The organism is Pseudomonas sp. A125, assembly GCF_055409485.1.
On sequence record NZ_JBUZVP010000031.1, the window covers coordinates 15,383 to 33,639 of the forward strand.

Annotated in this window: 18 protein-coding genes; 11 read left to right on the top strand and 7 right to left on the bottom strand. The window is 60.0% G+C overall.

The genetic code is table 11. From position 1 onward, the window contains the following. Positions 1-38 precede the first annotated feature (38 nt). The 5 genes from ACZRN6_RS29905 to ACZRN6_RS29925 all read left to right on the top strand — a co-directional run bounded on the left by ACZRN6_RS29905 (position 39) and on the right by ACZRN6_RS29925 (position 5,596). Positions 39-1,637, top strand: coding sequence for an ABC transporter substrate-binding protein (locus tag ACZRN6_RS29905; RefSeq protein WP_322147535.1), 1,599 nt, complete (start codon positions 39-41; stop codon positions 1,635-1,637). A 76-nt stretch (positions 1,638-1,713) separates the two neighbouring features. Continuing rightward, positions 1,714-2,724, top strand: a complete 1,011-nt coding sequence (locus ACZRN6_RS29910) for an ABC transporter permease subunit (protein ID WP_056859204.1) — start codon at positions 1,714-1,716, stop codon at positions 2,722-2,724. 10 nt (positions 2,725-2,734) lie between these two features. Beyond that, a complete protein-coding gene (locus tag ACZRN6_RS29915; protein ID WP_076016508.1) occupies positions 2,735-3,646 on the top strand; it encodes an ABC transporter permease subunit in 912 nt (303 codons plus the stop codon). Positions 3,647-3,656: 10 nt separating this feature from the next. Beyond that, positions 3,657-4,625, top strand: a complete 969-nt coding sequence (locus ACZRN6_RS29920) for an ABC transporter ATP-binding protein (protein WP_322147537.1) — start codon at positions 3,657-3,659, stop codon at positions 4,623-4,625. Then, positions 4,625-5,596: a peptide ABC transporter ATP-binding protein gene (locus tag ACZRN6_RS29925; RefSeq protein ID WP_322147538.1), complete on the top strand. Its 972-nt coding sequence runs from the start codon at positions 4,625-4,627 to the stop codon at positions 5,594-5,596. The genes ACZRN6_RS29920 and ACZRN6_RS29925 overlap by 1 nt, the downstream gene beginning before the upstream one ends. Before the next feature lie 109 nt (positions 5,597-5,705). Here the strand turns inward: ACZRN6_RS29925 and ACZRN6_RS29930 are convergent, their stop codons facing one another. From ACZRN6_RS29930 to ACZRN6_RS29940, 3 genes are all read right to left on the bottom strand, one after another. Further along, positions 5,706-5,975 (bottom strand): hypothetical protein, encoded by a 270-nt coding sequence (locus ACZRN6_RS29930; protein WP_322147539.1) that lies wholly within the window; start codon positions 5,973-5,975, stop codon positions 5,706-5,708. Between the two features lie 112 nt (positions 5,976-6,087). Further along, positions 6,088-6,363: a hypothetical protein gene (locus ACZRN6_RS29935; RefSeq protein ID WP_322147540.1), complete on the bottom strand. Its 276-nt coding sequence runs from the start codon at positions 6,361-6,363 to the stop codon at positions 6,088-6,090. Positions 6,364-6,597: 234 nt separating this feature from the next. Next, entirely contained in the window at positions 6,598-8,181 is a 1,584-nt protein-coding gene (locus ACZRN6_RS29940) for a peptide chain release factor 3 (RefSeq protein ID WP_088422690.1), read from the bottom strand. A gap of 295 nt (positions 8,182-8,476) precedes the next feature. On the opposite strand from ACZRN6_RS29940, the gene ACZRN6_RS29945 reads away from it, so the two are divergent. The 5 genes from ACZRN6_RS29945 to ACZRN6_RS29965 all read left to right on the top strand — a co-directional run bounded on the left by ACZRN6_RS29945 (position 8,477) and on the right by ACZRN6_RS29965 (position 13,590). Then, positions 8,477-9,229 (top strand): ABC transporter permease, encoded by a 753-nt coding sequence (locus ACZRN6_RS29945; protein ID WP_464009533.1) that lies wholly within the window; start codon positions 8,477-8,479, stop codon positions 9,227-9,229. A gap of 37 nt (positions 9,230-9,266) precedes the next feature. Continuing rightward, positions 9,267-10,160, top strand: coding sequence for a glycine betaine ABC transporter substrate-binding protein (locus ACZRN6_RS29950; protein WP_322147541.1), 894 nt, complete (start codon positions 9,267-9,269; stop codon positions 10,158-10,160). An 11-nt stretch (positions 10,161-10,171) separates the two neighbouring features. Next, a complete protein-coding gene (locus ACZRN6_RS29955; protein WP_464009534.1) occupies positions 10,172-10,825 on the top strand; it encodes an ABC transporter permease in 654 nt (217 codons plus the stop codon). Beyond that, positions 10,822-11,979, top strand: coding sequence for an osmoprotectant ABC transporter ATP-binding protein OsmV (locus tag ACZRN6_RS29960; RefSeq protein WP_177068778.1), 1,158 nt, complete (start codon positions 10,822-10,824; stop codon positions 11,977-11,979). The genes ACZRN6_RS29955 and ACZRN6_RS29960 overlap by 4 nt, the downstream gene beginning before the upstream one ends. Positions 11,980-12,426: 447 nt before the next feature. Further along, positions 12,427-13,590 (top strand): type III PLP-dependent enzyme, encoded by a 1,164-nt coding sequence (locus tag ACZRN6_RS29965; RefSeq protein ID WP_464009535.1) that lies wholly within the window; start codon positions 12,427-12,429, stop codon positions 13,588-13,590. Positions 13,591-13,648: 58 nt separating this feature from the next. On the opposite strand, the gene ACZRN6_RS29970 is transcribed toward ACZRN6_RS29965, so the two are convergent. From ACZRN6_RS29970 to ACZRN6_RS29985, 4 genes are all read right to left on the bottom strand, one after another. Beyond that, the gene (locus ACZRN6_RS29970) at positions 13,649-13,924 is read right to left on the bottom strand and encodes a type II toxin-antitoxin system RelE/ParE family toxin (RefSeq protein ID WP_322147544.1); all 276 of its coding nucleotides are present in this window, start codon (positions 13,922-13,924) and stop codon (positions 13,649-13,651) included. Continuing rightward, a complete protein-coding gene (locus ACZRN6_RS29975; RefSeq protein WP_088422685.1) occupies positions 13,924-14,190 on the bottom strand; it encodes a CopG family ribbon-helix-helix protein in 267 nt (88 codons plus the stop codon). Before ACZRN6_RS29975 ends, ACZRN6_RS29970 begins: the two co-directional genes overlap by 1 nt. A gap of 65 nt (positions 14,191-14,255) precedes the next feature. Further along, on the bottom strand, positions 14,256-15,041 hold the full coding sequence (locus ACZRN6_RS29980) for a tetratricopeptide repeat protein (RefSeq protein WP_322147545.1): 786 nt from the start codon (positions 15,039-15,041) through the stop codon (positions 14,256-14,258). 2 nt (positions 15,042-15,043) lie between these two features. After that, on the bottom strand, positions 15,044-15,724 hold the full coding sequence (locus tag ACZRN6_RS29985; protein WP_464009536.1) for a Fe2+-dependent dioxygenase: 681 nt from the start codon (positions 15,722-15,724) through the stop codon (positions 15,044-15,046). A 219-nt stretch (positions 15,725-15,943) separates the two neighbouring features. On the opposite strand from ACZRN6_RS29985, the gene ACZRN6_RS29990 reads away from it, so the two are divergent. Beyond that, a complete protein-coding gene (locus ACZRN6_RS29990; protein ID WP_464009537.1) occupies positions 15,944-18,238 on the top strand; it encodes a TonB-dependent receptor in 2,295 nt (764 codons plus the stop codon). Positions 18,239-18,257 lie beyond the last annotated feature (19 nt).

The following is an 18,257-nucleotide window of genomic DNA, read 5'->3' on the forward strand; positions in this document are numbered from 1 at the left end:
ACGCTTGTCTGGTCCAATCGATTGCAGAGGGCTCTTAGATGAAAATGCTCCCGTTACAAGCTGCCATTGCCGCTGCGCTGTTGAGCGTCGCCGTCGGCATCTCGGCCAAACCGCTGGTCGTCTGCACCGAAGCCAGCCCGGAAGGCTTCGATCCGGTCCTGTACACCACGGCCGTCACCGCTGACGCCGCGGCTGAAACCATCTTCAACCGCCTGGTGGACTTCAAGCCCGGCACCACCGAAGTGATCCCGGCGCTCGCCAAGGACCTGCCGCAAATCAGCGCCGATGGCCTGACCTACACTTTTCACCTGCGTGACGACATCAAGTTCCACACCACCGACTACTTCAAACCCACGCGCAACATGAACGCCGACGACGTGCTTTGGAGCTTCCAGCGCCAGCTGGACCCGAATCACCCGTGGCACAACAAGTCCAACGTGGGCTACCCGTACTTTGAAAGCATGGGCTTCAAGGAACTGCTCAAGAGCGTAGAGAAGACTGACGAGCATACTGTTGTCTTCACCCTGACCCGTCCTGAAGCACCGTTCCTGTCCGACCTGGCCATGGCGTTTTCCTCGATTCACTCCGCCGAATACGCCGACCAGTTGCTCAAGTCCGGCAAGACCGATGACCTGAACGCCAAGCCTATCGGCACCGGCCCGTTCATCTTCACTCGCTACGCCAAAGACGCCCAAGTGCGCTTCAAGGCCAACCCGGACTACTTCCGTGGCAAGCCACCGGCTGATCCGTTGATCCTGGCCATCACCACTGACAACAACGTGCGCCTGCAAAAACTCAAGGCCAACGAATGCCAGATCGCGCTGTATCCGAAACCGGATGACGTGCCGAGCATGAAGGCAGACCCGAACCTGAAGGTGGCGGAACTGGCCGCGATGACCACCGCCTACACCGCCTTGAACACGACCCACAAGTACATGAGCGACGCGCGGGTGCGTCACGCGATCAACATCGCGTTCGACAAGAAAGGCTACAACGAGTCCCTGTACGGCAAAGGCAACGCGATCGACGCCACCGGCCCGTACCCGCCCACGCTGCTGGGTTTCAGCGACAAGCTGAAAAACCCGCCCCGTGACCTCGACAAGGCCCGCGCCCTGCTCAAGGAAGCCGGCGTACCGGAAGGCACCGAGATCACCCTGTTCACCCGTAACGGCGGCGGCCCGACCAACCCCAACCCAATGCTCGGCGCCCAGCGAATGCAGGCGGATTTGGCGCAAATCGGCCTGAAAGTGAACATCAAGGTCATGGAATGGGGCGAAATGCTCAAACGCGCCAAGAATGGCGAACATGACATGGTCTCTGCCGGCTGGGCGGGGGATAACGGGGACCCGGATAACTTCCTTACCCCGAACTTGAGTTGCGATGCAGCGAAAAACGGCGAAAACTACGCCCGCTGGTGTAACAAAGAGTTTCAAGACTTGATCGACAAGGCGCGCGCTATCGCTGAACCCACCCAGCGCGCTGCACTCTATGAACAAGCCATGGACGTTTTCGACAAGGACCAACCATGGATTCCCATGGCTTACCCGAAAATGTTCACCGCCATGCGCAAGAACGTCGAAGGCTTTACCCAAAGCCCTCTGACTACAAATAACTTCGCCACCACCCAGGTGAAGTAAATAAGAGAAACGCTCGGCACCGTCGACATTGACGGTGCCGAACCTGCCTAACCGGCTGATTGAGGTACACAACAAGATGTTTAGTTTTATTGCCCGCCGACTGGGGTTATTGATCCCCACGTTTTTCGGCATCACGTTGCTGACGTTTGCGTTGATTCGCATGATCCCCGGCGACCCCGTCGAAGTCATGATGGGCGAACGACGAGTCGACCCCGAGATGCACGCACAGGCAATGGAACGCCTTGGCCTTAACAAGCCGCTGTACGCGCAATACTTTGACTATGTAGGCAAGCTCGCCCATGGCGACCTCGGCGAATCGCTGCGCACACGCACCAGCGTGTGGACCGAATTCACCGCCCTCTTCCCTGCGACCCTGGAACTGTCCATGGCCGCCCTGTTGTTCGCCGGCATCCTGGGGCTGTTAGCCGGGGTGATCGCGGCCTTGAAGCGAGGATCCCTGTTCGACCATGGGGTGATGGGCATCTCCCTCGCGGGATATTCGATGCCGATCTTCTGGTGGGGCCTGATCCTGATCATGTTCTTCTCGGTAAGCCTGGGCTGGACCCCGGTTTCCGGGCGTATCGACCTGCTCTACGACATCGAGCCGCGCACCGGCTTCATGCTGATCGACACCCTGCTGGCAGACGAGCCGGACGCGTTCTGGGATGCGTTGCACCACCTGATCCTGCCGGCCATCGTGCTTGGCACCATCCCGCTGGCCGTTATCGCGCGGATGACCCGTTCGTCGATGCTCGAAGTACTGCGCGAAGACTACATCCGCACCGCCAAGGCCAAAGGCCTGTCGCCGGCGCGCGTGGTATTCGTTCACGGCCTGCGTAACGCATTGATCCCGGTTCTCACTGTAGTCGGCCTGCAAGTCGGCACGTTGCTGGCCGGTGCTGTGTTGACCGAAACTATCTTCTCGTGGCCCGGCATCGGCAAATGGCTGATCGAAGCCATTGGCGCACGGGATTATCCCGTGGTGCAAAACGGCATCCTGTTAATCGCCTGCCTGGTGATCCTGGTGAACTTCGTAGTGGACATCCTCTACGGCTTCGCCAACCCACGCATCCGTCACCAGCGCTGAGATCATGACCATGACCACACCTACTCCCGCGGTAGCAGTCGATCAAAGCCTGCTGTACCCGTCCCCGTACAAAGAATTCTGGCAAGCGTTTTCCAAGAACAAGGGCGCCGTCGCCGGCCTGTTGTTCATGTTGCTGGTGGTGTTTTGCGCGCTGTTCGCCCCCTGGGTAGCCCCGCATAACCCGAGCGAGCAATACCGAGACTTCCTGCTGACCCCGCCAGCCTGGCTGGAAGGTGGGCAGATTCAGTTCCTGCTGGGCACCGATGAACTGGGCCGTGACTTGCTCTCGCGCCTCATCCAGGGTTCGCGCCTGTCCTTGCTGATCGGCTTGTCGTCGGTGGTGATGTCGTTGATCCCGGGGATCCTGCTGGGTCTGTTCGCCGGCTTCTTCCCGCGCATGCTCGGCCCAACCATCATGCGTTTGATGGACATCATGCTGGCCCTGCCGTCGCTGCTGCTGGCTGTGGCCATTGTGGCGATCCTCGGCCCTGGCCTGATCAACACCGTGATTGCGATTGCGATCGTGTCACTGCCGTCCTATGTGCGCCTCACCCGCGCTGCGGTGATGGGCGAACTGAACCGTGACTACGTAACAGCCGCCCGCCTCGCTGGCGCCGGCCTGCCGCGCCTGATGTTCGTCACCGTGTTGCCCAACTGCATGGCACCGTTGATCGTTCAGGCCACCTTGAGTTTCTCTTCGGCGATTCTCGATGCCGCCGCCCTTGGCTTCCTGGGCCTTGGCGTACAACCGCCAACCCCTGAGTGGGGCACCATGCTGGCTTCGGCCCGCGACTACATCGAACGTGCATGGTGGGTCGTGAGCCTGCCTGGCTTGACCATTTTGCTCAGCGTGCTGGCAATCAACCTGATGGGCGACGGCCTGCGCGATGCGCTGGACCCGAAACTCAAGAACGCCGCCTGAGGAGATTCCCATGTCATTGTTAGAAATCAAGAATCTCAATGTGCGCTTCGGCGACAAGACCGCCGTGCCGGTGGTTGATGGCCTCGACATCTGTGTCGACAAAGGCGAAGTACTGGCGATCGTTGGCGAGTCGGGTTCGGGTAAATCCGTGACCATGATGGCGCTGATGGGCCTGATCGAGCATCCCGGCATCGTCACCGCCGACGCCCTGAACTTCGACGGTAAGGACATGCTCAAGTTGAGCAACCGCCAGCGTCGGCAGATCGTCGGCAAAGACCTGGCGATGGTGTTCCAGGACCCGATGACCGCGCTGAACCCCAGCTACACCGTGGGTTTCCAGATCGAAGAAGTGCTGCGCCTGCATTTGAAAATGTCTGGCAAGCAAGCACGCAAGCGCGCCATCGAACTGCTCGAAAAGGTGGAAATCCCAGGCGCAGCCAGCCGTATGGATGCCTACCCGCACCAGTTGTCCGGTGGTATGAGCCAGCGTGTGGCTATCGCCATGGCCATCGCCGGCGAGCCCAAGCTGCTGATCGCCGATGAACCGACCACGGCACTCGACGTGACCATCCAGGCCCAGATCATGGAACTGCTGCTGGCCTTGCAGAAAGAGCAGAACATGGGCCTGGTGCTGATCACGCACGACCTCGCGGTGGTGGCGGAAACCGCCCAGCGCGTATGCGTGATGTACGCCGGCCAAGCCGTTGAAGTCGGCCAGGTGCCGCAGTTGTTCGACATCCCGGCGCACCCGTACAGCGAAGCGCTGCTCAAGGCGATTCCCGAGCACAGCCTGGGCGCCACGCGCCTGGCCACGCTGCCGGGCATCGTGCCGGGCCGTTATGACCGCCCGCAGGGTTGCCTGCTGTCGCCACGCTGCCCGTACGTGCAGGAATCCTGCCGCGCCCAACGCCCGGGCCTTGACCCGAAAAGCAACAGCCTCGCCCGCTGCTTCTACCCGCTGAATCAGGAGGTGGCGTAATGGCCGTCGTACTTACCGCCCGCGACCTGACCCGTCACTATGAAGTGTCCCGTGGCCTGTTCAAGGGCCACGCCCTGGTGCGCGCGCTCAATGGTGTGTCGTTCGAACTGGAAGCCGGCAAGACCCTCGCGGTCGTGGGCGAATCCGGTTGCGGCAAATCCACCCTGGCCCGCGCCCTGACCTTGATTGAAGAGCCGTCTTCGGGTTCGTTGAAAATCGCCGGCCAGGAAGTTGCCGGCGCCGACAAGGCCCAGCGCAAACAACTGCGCAAAGACGTGCAGATGGTGTTTCAGAGCCCGTACGCCTCGTTGAACCCGCGCCAGAAGGTCGGTGACCAACTGGGCGAGCCGCTGCTGATCAACACCAACCTGTCCGCCGCCGAGCGCCGCGAAAAGGTCCAGGCGATGATGAAGCAAGTGGGCCTGCGCCCCGAGCATTATCAGCGCTACCCGCACATGTTCTCTGGTGGCCAGCGCCAACGGATCGCACTGGCCCGGGCGATGATGCTGCAACCCAAGGTGCTGGTGGCGGATGAACCGACCTCGGCGCTGGACGTGTCGATCCAGGCCCAGGTGCTGAACCTGTTCATGGACCTGCAGCAGGAATTCAACACCGCCTACGTGTTCATCTCCCACAACCTCGCGGTGGTGCAACACGTTGCCGACGACGTGATGGTGATGTACCTCGGCCGCCCGGTTGAAGTCGGTCCAAAGGAAGACATCTACGCACGCCCGCTGCACCCGTACACACAGGCGTTGCTGTCGGCGACCCCGACCATTCATCCGGACCCGAACAAGCCGAAAATCAAGATCGTCGGTGAACTGCCCAACCCGCTGAACCCGCCGTCTGGCTGCGCGTTCCACAAGCGCTGCCCGTACGCGACCCAACTGTGCAGCACCGACGAGCCGCTATTGCGGCCACTCGACAACCGTCAGGTGGCCTGCCACTACGCGGAACAGTTCGTGGTCTGACACGCAAAAAAATGCCCCGGGGTTAAAGCCAGGGCATCGACTGTGTTCTACAGCTCCTCTTGCCGGATAGCGCATCTGTCCGGCAGGAGGGGCTTTTTTTCAGCCCACTTTACGTATCGCTGTCACCGTCACCCGCATCACTGTCATCGTCATCCGGGGGCGCTTGCTGATCATCATCATCCTTGGAACCGCCCTGGTCCTCGTCACCAGGTTCGGCTTCACTCTTGGCCAGTTGCAAACCACCCGCCTGTACCGTCTTCGCCGCCACAAACCCCGTGGCATGGCCTTGTACGGCCGTCGTGGCCCACGCGGAGGACATGCCCAGCGACAACATCACCAGCACTTTGAGCAACAGCACCACACGTTGAAAGATACTCATGGTCGATTTCCGTCCAGTCAGTAAGTAAATCCCGCACGACAGCCTTTTACCGCCGCTAGCCTTGAAGCTAGCCCCAATGAAGGGTTTTCGCCAGCGAAGTCAGGCGACGGGCTCAACTATCACCATCATCGTAGGTTTGGCTGTCTTCACCGTCGTTGTCGGGGTTTTCGGCGTCATCACCGCTGGTGGTGTTGCTTTGCGGCTTCCAGCTTCCGGAATTGCTCTCTTTGGTGCCGCTGGCCTTGCCTGTGTCCTTCCAGGTTTGGTCTCCTGTAGCGGCCAACAGCACCTCGCCCTGCATCGGTTGATGCGCCCAGGCGGACGATACGCCCAGGGACGCCAGTACCATCACTTTTAACAACAACATGACTTTCGGCAAAACACGCATGCTCATTTTCCTTCTGCCGGCGATTGGATACGGTACCCAAGAAGCTAGCCTTAATGCGCGTGTTTCGCCAATAGGCCTTGGGCGGCGGGGGTCTTTTGGGTTGTGTGTATATCCGTTATCTGAATAACGGATATAAACCCCAGCGCCCCCCTCACTATGTGTAGGTACCATGCCAACAGCCCACAAAAAAGGGCGAAGCCATGACAGCTCCGCCCTTTTGTGTACCGCCAACCGTTAATGATGCTCGCGGGTCGCTCGGAATTTCACATCCGGCCAGCGCTCTTCCATCAGCGCCAGGTTGACCCGGGTCGGGGCCAGGTAGGTCAGGTGACCACCACCATCAATCGCAAGGTTTTCCACCGCCTTGACCTTGAACTCTTCCAGCTTCTTCTTATCGCTGCAATCGATCCAGCGCGCCGAATAGACGGTGATCGGCTCGTAAGAGCATTCAACTTTGTATTCTTCTTTAAGGCGGCTGGCCACCACATCAAACTGCAGCACACCGACGGCGCCGAGAATGATGTCGTTGCTGCGCTCCGGGAAGAACACCTGGGTGGCGCCCTCTTCCGCCAACTGCTGCAAACCCTGACGCAGTTGCTTGGATTTGAGCGGGTCGCGCAGGCGTACGCGACGGAACAGTTCCGGCGCAAAGTGCGGGATACCGGTAAAGCCCAGCACTTCGCCTTCGGTGAAGGTGTCACCGATCTGGATGGTGCCGTGGTTGTGCAAGCCGATGATGTCGCCGGCAAACGCTTCTTCCAGCTGCTCACGCTCGGAGGAGAAGAAGGTCAGGGCGTCGCCGATGCGCACGTCCTTGCCGGTACGCACGTGGCGCATCTTCATGCCTTTTTCGTATTTGCCGGAGCAGATACGCATGAAGGCGATGCGGTCGCGGTGTTTGGGGTCCATGTTCGCCTGGATCTTGAACACGAAGCCGGCGAATTTCTCTTCCACAGGCTCCACGGTACGCTCGTTGGCAACCCGGGCCAGCGGCTTGGGTGCCCAATTGACCACGGCGTCGAGCACGTGATCGACACCGAAGTTGCCCAAAGCGGTACCGAAGAATACTGGCGTCAGCTGGCCGTCGAGGAATTCCTGCTGGTTGAACTCATGGCAGGCGCCCTGCACCAGTTCCAGCTGGTCGACAAACCGGTCGTACTCATCACCCAGGTGGTCGCGGGCTTCGTCGGAGTCGAGCTTCTCGATGATTTTCACATCGGTACGTTCATGGCCGTGGCCGGCGGTGTACACGATGATGTAGTCATCAGCCAGGTGGTACACGCCCTTGAAGTCGCGGTAGCAACCAATCGGCCAGGTGATCGGCGCGGCTTTGATCTTCAGGACGGCTTCAATTTCATCCAGCAGTTCGATCGGGTCGCGGATGTCACGGTCGAGTTTGTTGATGAAGCTGACAATCGGCGTGTCCCGCAGGCGGCAGACGTCCATCAGCGCGATGGTCCGTGGCTCAACGCCCTTACCGCCGTCGAGGACCATCAGTGCCGAGTCCACCGCGGTCAGGGTGCGGTAGGTGTCTTCGGAGAAGTCTTCGTGGCCCGGGGTGTCGAGCAGGTTGATCATGTGGTCGCGATACGGGAACTGCATGACCGACGTGGTAATGGAAATACCCCGTTGTTTTTCCATTTCCATCCAGTCGGAGGTGGCATGGCGGTCGGATTTACGGGATTTCACCGTGCCGGCCACCGCGATCGCCTTGCCCATCAGCAACAGCTTTTCGGTGATGGTGGTTTTACCGGCATCGGGGTGGGAAATAATGGCGAAAGTGCGGCGTTTCGCGACTTCGGCGGCCTGGTGGGTCATGGGAAATCGCCTGGCAGGTGAGTCAAAAAAGGGCGGCGAGTATAGCGCAAACCCGGGGTGACGGACCACCGTTCACCCCATTGGGGGTGGCTAAATGCTGCCAAGTATGGAACCTTTTAAAAGGTAGAGACGTCCACTCCCCTGCTATCGCACTCGTAACAGGGGCTGAAAAATCAGCAAGTTAGCCTGACGAGGCTGCGCTCATGGCTCGACCTCATACCGTTTTGCCGGTATTGGCGAGCTGCATTTCGCGACCATATTTGCCGACAGCCAGGAATGGCACTGCCGCTCGGAAATGTGTTCGCCGACAGAAGAAAAAAGGAGTCCGCCTGTGGCTATTCGCTATGGCAAAGGGCTGATAGGAGGAGCGGTTGTCGTCGCTCTCCTGGCCCTGCTGGTCCACTGGATCGGCATCAACACGATCGAACTGTACCGCGACGATTTGTTGTTTTACCTGCAAGCTCACTTGATCCTCGTCCTTGTTTCGATGCTGGCCGCCCTGATCGTAGGGATTCCCGCCGGTATCCTGCTCAGCCGACCGACGATGGTCGGGCGCGCAGAACGCTTCATGCAGATCTTCAACATCGGCAATACCGTCCCTCCCCTGGCCGTACTGGCCATCGCCCTCGGTGTCCTTGGCATCGGCAGCGGCCCCGCAATCTTCGCGCTGTTCCTCGCCTCGTTGCTGCCCATTGTGCGCAACACCTATGAAGGCCTGAAAAACGTACAAGGCTCGCTGAAAGAAGCCGCCGTGGGCATTGGCATGACGCCGCGCCAGGTGCTGTTTCGCGTGGAATTGCCCAACGCCGTGCCGATCATCATCGGCGGTGTGCGCGTGGCCCTGGCGATCAACGTCGGCACCGCGCCACTGGCCTTCCTGATCGGCGCCAACAGCCTGGGCAGCCTGATCTTCCCCGGCATCGCCCTGAACAATCAGCCGCAACTGTTGCTCGGCGCCGCGTGCACCGCGCTGCTGGCCTTGCTGCTCGACGGCCTGTTGACCATGGCCAGCCGCCTCTGGCTGGAACGCGGGTTGCGTCCGTCTTAAGGGTCGGCCCCGTCTTAGGCCTGAAACAGGAATTCACATGAAAAAACTGACATTGATATTGAGCTGCGTCCTGCTGTTCGCAGGGTTTGCGCAAGCCGCCGAAAAACCGGTCATCCGTATCGGCGCCCGGGTGTTCACCGAACAGACCCTGCTCGCCGAAATCACCTCCCAGTACCTGCGCACCAAGGGTTACGACACCCGTGTGACCGGCGGCCTGGGCAGCAACCTGGCGCGCAGTGCCCAGGAAAGCGGGCAACTGGACCTGATCTGGGAATACACCGGCGTGTCGCTGGTGGCTTATAACCACGTTGACGAGAAGCTCGACAGTGAACAGTCCTACGCCCGGGTGAAAGAGCTCGATGCGAAAAAAGGCCTGGTCTGGCTCTCTCCGTCGAAGTTCAGCAACACCTACGCGCTGGCGCTGCCAGAGAACGTGGCCAAGGAATTCCCGCAGATCAACAGCATCAGCGACCTGACCGCGGCCCTGGCCGAGAAAACCAAGGAAAACCGCCTGGTAGCCCTCGATACCGAGTTCGCCAACCGTTCCGACGGCATGGCCGGCATGGTCAAGCTGTACGACATGAACCTGACCCGCAAAAACACCCGGCAGATGGACGCCGGCCTGGTGTACACCGCGCTGCGTAACGGCCAGGTGTTTGCCGGCTTGGTCTACACCACCGACGGTCGCCTGAATGCCTTCAAATTGAAGCTGCTGGATGACGACAAGCACTACTTCCCGGACTACACCGCAGCCCCCGTGGTGCGTCAGGTTTACCTCGACGCCCACCCGCAACTGGCAGCCGACCTTGCGCCGCTGGCCGCACTGTTCGATGACGAAACCATGCGCCAGCTGAATGCGCGGGTCGATGTCGACCATGAAAGCCCGTCCGCTGTGGCCGCAGATTTCCTGCGCCAACATCCGATCAACTAAGAGGAGAAGACATGGAATTCCTGAACGCCTTTTCCCATCTTGATTGGGCTCTCGTCCTGCAACTGACCTGGCAGCACATCACCCTGGTCGGTATCGCAGTGATCCTGGCAATCGTCGTGGGCGTGCCGCTGGGCGTGCTGATGACCCGCTTCCCGACCCTCGCCGGCCCTTTGCAGGCCAGCGCCACGGTGCTGCTGACCGTGCCGTCCATCGCGCTGTTCGGCCTGTTGCTGCCGTTCTACTCCAAATTTGGCCAGGGCCTGGGGCCGATGCCGGCGATCACCGCCGTATTCCTCTACTCCCTGCTGCCGATCATGCGTAACACCTACCTCGCCCTGACCGGCGTGGAACCGGGCATCCGCGAAGCCGCCAAAGGCATCGGCATGACCTTCGGCCAGCGCCTGCGCATGGTCGAACTGCCGATTGCCGTGCCGGTGATCCTCGCCGGTGTGCGCACCGCCGTCGTCATGAACATTGGCGTGATGACCATCGCCGCCACCATCGGCGCCGGTGGCCTGGGTGTACTTATTCTGGCTTCCATCAGCCGCAGCGACATGTCGATGCTGATCGTTGGCGCCGTACTGGTCAGTCTCCTGGCCATCTTCGCCGACCTGCTTCTGCAATGGCTGAAACGCACGCTGACTCCAAAAGGACTGCTCAAATGATCGAACTTCAAAACCTGACCAAGACCTTCCAAAGCAACGGCAAGACCATCACCGCCGTTGATTCCGTAAGCCTGACCGTCAACGAAGGCGAAATTTGCGTATTCCTCGGCCCCTCGGGCTGCGGCAAGAGCACCACGCTGAAGATGATCAACCGCCTGATCAAGCCCACGTCGGGCAAGATCCTGATCAACGGCGAAGACACCACCGACCTGGACGAAGTGACCCTGCGTCGCAACATCGGCTATGTGATCCAGCAGATCGGCCTGTTCCCGAACATGACCATCGAAGAGAACATCGTGGTGGTGCCCAAGTTGCTGGGCTGGGACAAGCAGAAATGCCACGACCGTGCCCGCGAACTGATGAGCATGATCAAGCTGGAGCCCAAGCAGTACCTGCACCGCTACCCGCGTGAACTGTCGGGTGGCCAACAGCAACGGATCGGCGTGATCCGTGCGCTGGCGGCCGATGCGCCGCTGCTGCTGATGGATGAACCGTTCGGCGCGGTCGACCCGATCAACCGCGAGATGATCCAGAACGAGTTCTTCGAGATGCAGCGCGCGCTGAACAAGACCGTGATCATGGTCAGCCACGACATTGACGAAGCCATCAAGCTGGGTGACAAGATCGCGATCTTCCGCGCCGGCAAGCTGCTGCAGATCGACCACCCGGACACCCTGCTGGCGCACCCTGCCGACGAGTTCGTCAGCAACTTCGTGGGCCAGGACAGCACCCTCAAGCGCCTGCTGCTGGTAAAGGCCGAAGATGCGGCAGACAACGCACCGTCGGTCAGCCCGGAGACGCCAGTGGCGGATGCCCTGGAGCAGATGGACGAACTCGACCGTCGCTACGTGGTGGTCACCGATGCCGAGAACAAGGCGCTGGGTTATGTACGACGTCGCGACCTGCACCGTCAGGCCGGTACCTGCGGCCAGTACCTGCGCGAGTTCAACGCCACGGCGGCGTACGACGAGCATTTGCGCATCCTGTTGTCGCGCATGTACGAGTTCAACCGCTCATGGTTGCCGGTGATGGATGCGGAGCGGGTATTCCTCGGGGAAGTGACCCAGGAGTCGATTGCCGAGTACCTGAGTTCCGGTAAGTCGCGTGGGGGCAAGACCAGTATTGTGTCGCCTGCCGAAACTGCTTTGGCCTGACAGACCGCTATCGCAGGCAAGCCAGCTCCCACATTTGAACTGCATTCTTATGTTGGAATGCATTCCCCTGTGGGAGCTGGCTTGCCTGCGATGAATACACCGCAAATCCATCTGATTGGCCCCATCCGGGGAACATCAATCCGTCATACCGGTCGGTTACATAAGTAGCTGCACACGGCCTCACGACGAACGCGTGCAAAAACGCGACATTTTTAGTTGATCTATAGCCCCTCACGTCCTAAAGTTCGCGCCGAACGTCCATGCTGGAAACGATCCATCCGGCTCAAGTACTGACGACGAGACAGCAAGGCCAAGGGAAGCGGTTGATCCCATGGCCTTTTTGCTTTCGGCGACATGCCTTGGGAAGTAGGCGAACCAAAGTGGGGATACGGAGGACGTTCATTTGCACCCATTGATCAATCTAGTTTGCCAGTAGGAGTTCCCAGCATGTCGATCCAGGTCGAAGACTATTTCGCGCGCGCCACTTTTGACAAAATGAAGGCGTTCGCCGATACCCAGGAAACCCCGTTCGTGGTGATTGACACCGCGATGATCAGGCAGGCCTACGATGACCTGCGCGCCGGTTTCGAATTCGCCAAGGTGTATTACGCCGTCAAGGCCAACCCGGCCGTCGAGATCATCGACCTGCTTAAAGATAAAGGTTCGAGCTTCGACATCGCGTCGATCTATGAGCTGGACAAGGTCATGGACCGCGGCGTCAGTGCCGACCGTATCAGCTACGGCAACACCATCAAGAAATCCAAGGACATCCGCTACTTCTACGAGAAAGGCGTGCGCCTGTTCTCCACCGACTCCGAAGCCGACCTGCGCAACATCGCCAAGGCCGCCCCGGGTTCGAAAGTGTATGTACGCATCCTCACCGAAGGCTCGACCACCGCCGACTGGCCGCTGTCGCGCAAGTTCGGCTGCCAGACCGACATGGCCATGGACCTGCTGATCCTCGCCCGCGACCTGGGCCTGGTGCCTTACGGCATCTCCTTCCACGTCGGCTCGCAGCAGCGTGACATCAGCGTGTGGGACGCAGCGATCGCCAAGGTCAAAGTGATCTTCGAGCGCCTGAAGGAAGAAGACGGCATCCACCTCAAGCTGATCAACATGGGCGGCGGCTTCCCGGCCAACTACATCACCCGCACCAACAGCCTGGAAACCTACGCCCAGGAAATCATCCGCTTCCTCAAGGAAGACTTCGGTGATGACCTGCCGGAAATCATCCTGGAGCCAGGCCGCTCGTTGATCGCCAACGCCGGGATCCTGGTGAGTGAAGTGGTACTGGTTGCGCGTAAATCCCGCACCGCCGTCGAACGTTGGGTGTACACCGACGTGGGCAAATTCTCCGGCCTGATCGAAACCATGGACGAAGCCATCAAGTTCCCGATCTGGACCGAGAAGAAAGGCGAGATGGAAGAAGTGGTCATCGCAGGCCCGACCTGCGACAGCGCCGACATCATGTACGAGAACTACAAGTACGGCCTGCCGCTGAACCTGGCGATTGGTGACCGGATGTACTGGTTGTCTACCGGTGCGTACACCACCAGCTACAGCGCTATTGAGTTCAATGGCTTCCCGCCGCTGAAATCGTTCTACCTGTAAGCCGGCTGCAAACAAAAAACCCATGACGTGTCATGGGTTTTTTTGTGGGTCTCAATTTTCAACGATCTTCGCGAACGTGCCATAAGCGCAAAATATAAATCGTCGACTGCTGAATCTCGTAGCGCATCTCATAACGTCCGACCAACAGCCTTCTCACATCTCTTGGTTCGAACTCTTCAATGCGTTCACCGATTCGCGGATTACTCAGCAGACTGATGGGAGCCTGAGAAAGTGATTGCACAGTACGAGCAGCTGCCGGCCGATTTACAACGCAGAGAAAATTGAAAAGCCGAGCCAGATCCGATAAGGCCTTACTCGTCCATTTCAACTCCATCAGCGCGGTACAGGAAGCGGAGTATCCGTACTCAGGCTGTCAGCCCAAGCCTGCACCGCATGCTGATCTATTACGCGACCGGCATCGACATCCGCCATTGCCTCTCGTGTAAGGCGGCTGCGCTCCTCTTCCTGATCAACCCAGTCAGCAAGCGCCTGCTTGACGATCCAACCGCGTGAGCGGTCCATTCGCGCTGCCATCTGATCAACTTTTTGAGCCAGCGCCGCTGGAACGTGAGCTGTCAGGACTTTAGTATCGGCGCCCATAAAATCTCCTCGCAGGTGCGTAACACACAGCCGATTAAGAGTGAATCAGAGCCAATCATAGTGATTTAAACTTGTGCAGCAACCTCAGTATCCTGCCGCCCATCGCTTAGTTGAATCGTACGCAGTTGATAGTCCCGAGCCAGAAGCCTGATTTCAGGCTGTGCTGCGTTTACCAACGCGCTGTAAGCCACCCGCAGGAACTTCAAATTCCCGCCTGCCAGTGCCTTGCGCAACCACTCCAGTGCCGTTTCTATCTCGCCCCGGTCCGCCAGGACTGCCGCGTAACTGAACTGCCCGCGAAAATCCCCGCCTTGCGCCGACCGGCGATACCACTCCACCGCAGCCTCCAGGTTCCGGGGGCAAAACTGCCCTTCTTCCAGGTAGCGCCCCAACAGGTTCATTGATTTGGCATGGCCCAGTTGCGCCGCCTGTCGATAACACGCCAGCGCTTGTGGTTGATCCTCGGCCACCCCGCGCCCGGTCGCCAGCAGGTTGGCGTAGTTGTACAACCCCCAATCCAACCCGCCCTCTGCCGCCAGCCGATATTCCCGCGCCGCCGCCACGGCATCCGCCTCGCAACCCCAGCCATGCTCCAGGCAACGCCCGAGCATATTGCGCGCCATCAGATGACCGCCCTGGGCGGCGATCCGGAACCAGCGCAGCGCCAGCGCTTCATCGCGCTCTATGCCGCGCCCTTCCAGCAGGATTTGCCCGAGCAGCGCCTGAGCATCCACAACGCCCTCTTTCGCCGCGATCAGAATCGCCTGGGCGGCGCGCACCGGGGAGTCGTCGAGCATGCTCTGCAGTTGCTCAACGTTGAGGACTTCTTCACGACGCAGTAAAAAGCCCACGCTCAAACCTCGACCCAGCGGCGCAGCAGGTTGTGATAAGTGCCGGTGAGCTGGATCAGCGCCGGGTGGTCGGGCACGTCGCAGCTCAACTGCTGGATCGCGCCGTCCATCTCGAACAGCAAGGTGCGCTGGCTGTCTTCGCGCACCAGGCTTTGGGTCCAGAAAAACGAGGCATACCGCGCGCCACGGGTCACGGCGTTGACCTTGTGCAGGCTGGAGCCGGGGTACAGCACCATGTCGCCCGCCGGCAACTTGACCCGTTGCAAGCCGAAAGTGTCCTGGATCTCCAGCTCGCCGCCGTCGTAATCCTCAGGGTCGCTGAAAAAAACCGTGGAGGAGAGGTCGGTGCGTACCCGCTCGGGGCTGCCCCTGGACTGGCGCACGGCGTTGTCGATATGAAAATCGAAACTGCCACCGGCAGTGTAGCAGTTGAGCAACGGAGGGAAGACCTTGTGCGGTAACGCCGCCGACATGAACAGCGGGTTTTTCCACAGGCGATCAAGGATCGCCGCGCCGATTTCCTTTGCCAGCGGGTGGCCTTCCGGCAGTTGCAGGTTGTGTTTGGCCTTGGCCGACTGATGCCCGGCGGTGATTTTGCCGTCGGCCCAATCGGTGTGCGCCAGGGCTTCGCGGATGCGCAGCACTTCCTCGCGAGAGAACAGGCTGGGAACGTGCAGCAACATGGAAGGGTTACCTGGAGACAGTGAGATGCCAATGGTAGTGATTCTTATTGACTGTGTACAACCCTACTCCCGCCCAAAGGACGAATGAGAATGTAAAAACCGTAAGCCAAAAGTGTAAAGAACGTAAATTCAGTGCGAATAGTAATGTATCGCAATTGATATGGAGTCTTGTTCTCCCTATATTCCGCGGCCTCACCTCCTTGGGGAAAGGACACTGCCATGTCGCGCACTTCGATAAAAACACCTGCCAGTTCACCGCGTTTGCTGGCTTCGGCCATTGGCGTTGCCATCAGTGCCAGCGCTGCCGCCCAAATGACGCAAGCAGCCGAAGAAACCGGGCAGAAAGGCGAGCGCAACAGCATTTCCCTGGGGGCCACCAGCATCACCGGCCAGGAACAGGACGGCACGTCCTACCAGGTCGAAAAAGCCTCTTCGCAAAAATACACCGCGCCGCTGGTAGACACCCCGCGCTCGGTCACCGTGGTGCCACAGCAAGTCCTCAAGGACACCGCCGCCACCTCGTTGCAGGATGCCTTGCGCACCGTGCCGGGGATTACCTTCGGCGCCGGTGAAGGCGGCAACCCACAGGGCGACCGTCCATTCATTCGCGGTTTTGACGCTCAGGGCGACACCTACCTCGACGGCGTGCGCGACACCGGCGGCCAGAGCCGCGAGATCTTCGACATCGAGTCGATCGAAGTCAGCAAAGGCCCCAACTCGTCCTTTGGCGGGCGTGGCTCGGCCGGCGGCAGCCTCAACCTGGTGAGCAAGACGCCACAGGCGCGGGACTTCACCAACGGTGGCTTCACCTACGGCTCCGACCAGACGCGCCGCTATGTGCTCGACGTCAACCGGCAGTTCCTCGACAGCGCGGCGTTTCGCCTGAACCTGATGAGCCACGAACAGAACGTCGCCGGGCGTGATGCAGTCAACTACGACCGTTGGGGGGTGGCGCCGTCGCTGACCTTCGGCCTGGGCACCCCGACCCGGGTCAACCTCAGCTACTACCACATGGAAAGCAACGACCTGCCGGATTCGGGCATTCCGTATGGGTACAGTAACAGCGGCGCAAAAGCTGCCCACGTGCACGACAAGCCTACCGACGGTGGCGACAGCAACAACTTCTACGGTCTCAAGGATCGCGACTTCCGCAAGACCCGCGCCGATATCAGTACGTTCTCCATCGAACACGATCTGAACGACAACATGACGCTGAAAAATACCCTGCGCCATGGCAACACCGGCCAGGACTACATCGTCACTCAACCCGACGACAGCCAGCACAACGTCAACCAGTTCGGCACCGTATGGCGCCGCGCGAACACTCGCGTGTCCACCACCGAGACCACCACCAACCAGACCGATCTGTTTGGCAGCTTCCAGGCGCTGGGCTTCAAGAACACTTACTCCACCGGGCTTGAGTTCACCGGCGAAGAAACCCGCTACAGCGGCTACACCGTCAGCCCGAACAGCAACCCCGGTTGCCCGGTGCCCGGCAAAGGCGGCCAGTGCACCTCACTGGGCAACCCGAACCCGGACGATGCCTGGACCGGCAGCATTGCGCGCAACTACAACGGCACCAATACCAAGGCCACCAGCCGCGCCGCCTACGTGTTCGACACCATCGAGCTGGACCCGAAATGGTTGCTGAACGTTGGCCTGCGCTACGACACCTTCGACACCGTGGCCAATACCAACGCGGTGCCGACCGCTACCGTCCCGGCCCGCAGCAAAATCAAGAACGACAGCCAGTTCTTCAACTGGCAAGCCGGCCTGGTCTGGAAGCCCGTTGAAAACGGCAGCATCTATGCCTCCTACGCCACTTCGGCCTCGCCTGCCGGCGGCCTGGTGGGTGAAGGCGCCGACGGCAACCCGCTGTCTGCCGGTGCCGCAACCAGCGACCTGAAACCCGAAGAAACCGTCAACTACGAGCTGGGCACCAAGTGGGACATGTTCCACGATCGCCTGTCCCTGACCGCCGCGGTGTTCCGCACCGAGAAGAAAAACACACGCATCCTGGTGGACGCGCTGACCTATGAAAACGGCGGCGAATCCCGCGTTGATGGTCTGGAGTTGTCCGCCAGCGGCAAGCTCACCGATCAATGGCAAGTGTTCGCCGGCTACAGCTACCTGAAAAGCGAACTGGTGGACCCAGGCTTGAACGGCCGTAACGGCGTCGTCAGTGCCGGCTCCAACAAAGGCAACCAGATGCCCAACACGCCGAAGAACACCTTCAGCCTGTGGACAACCTATGACGTGACACCGAAGCTCACCATCGGCGGCGGCGCGTTCTATGTCGACGAGGTCTACGGCGATGCGGGCAACACCGTTTACGTGCCGTCCTACACCCGCTACGACGCCATGGCCAGCTACAAGCTGACCAAGAACGTCGACCTGCAGTTGAACGTGCAAAACCTCACCGACAAGACCTACTACGACAAGGCCTACGCGGCCCACTTCGCCAACCAGGCGGCAGGTCGCACAGCCATGTTGACCACCAGCTTCCATTTCTAAACCGATACAAAGTCCCGCC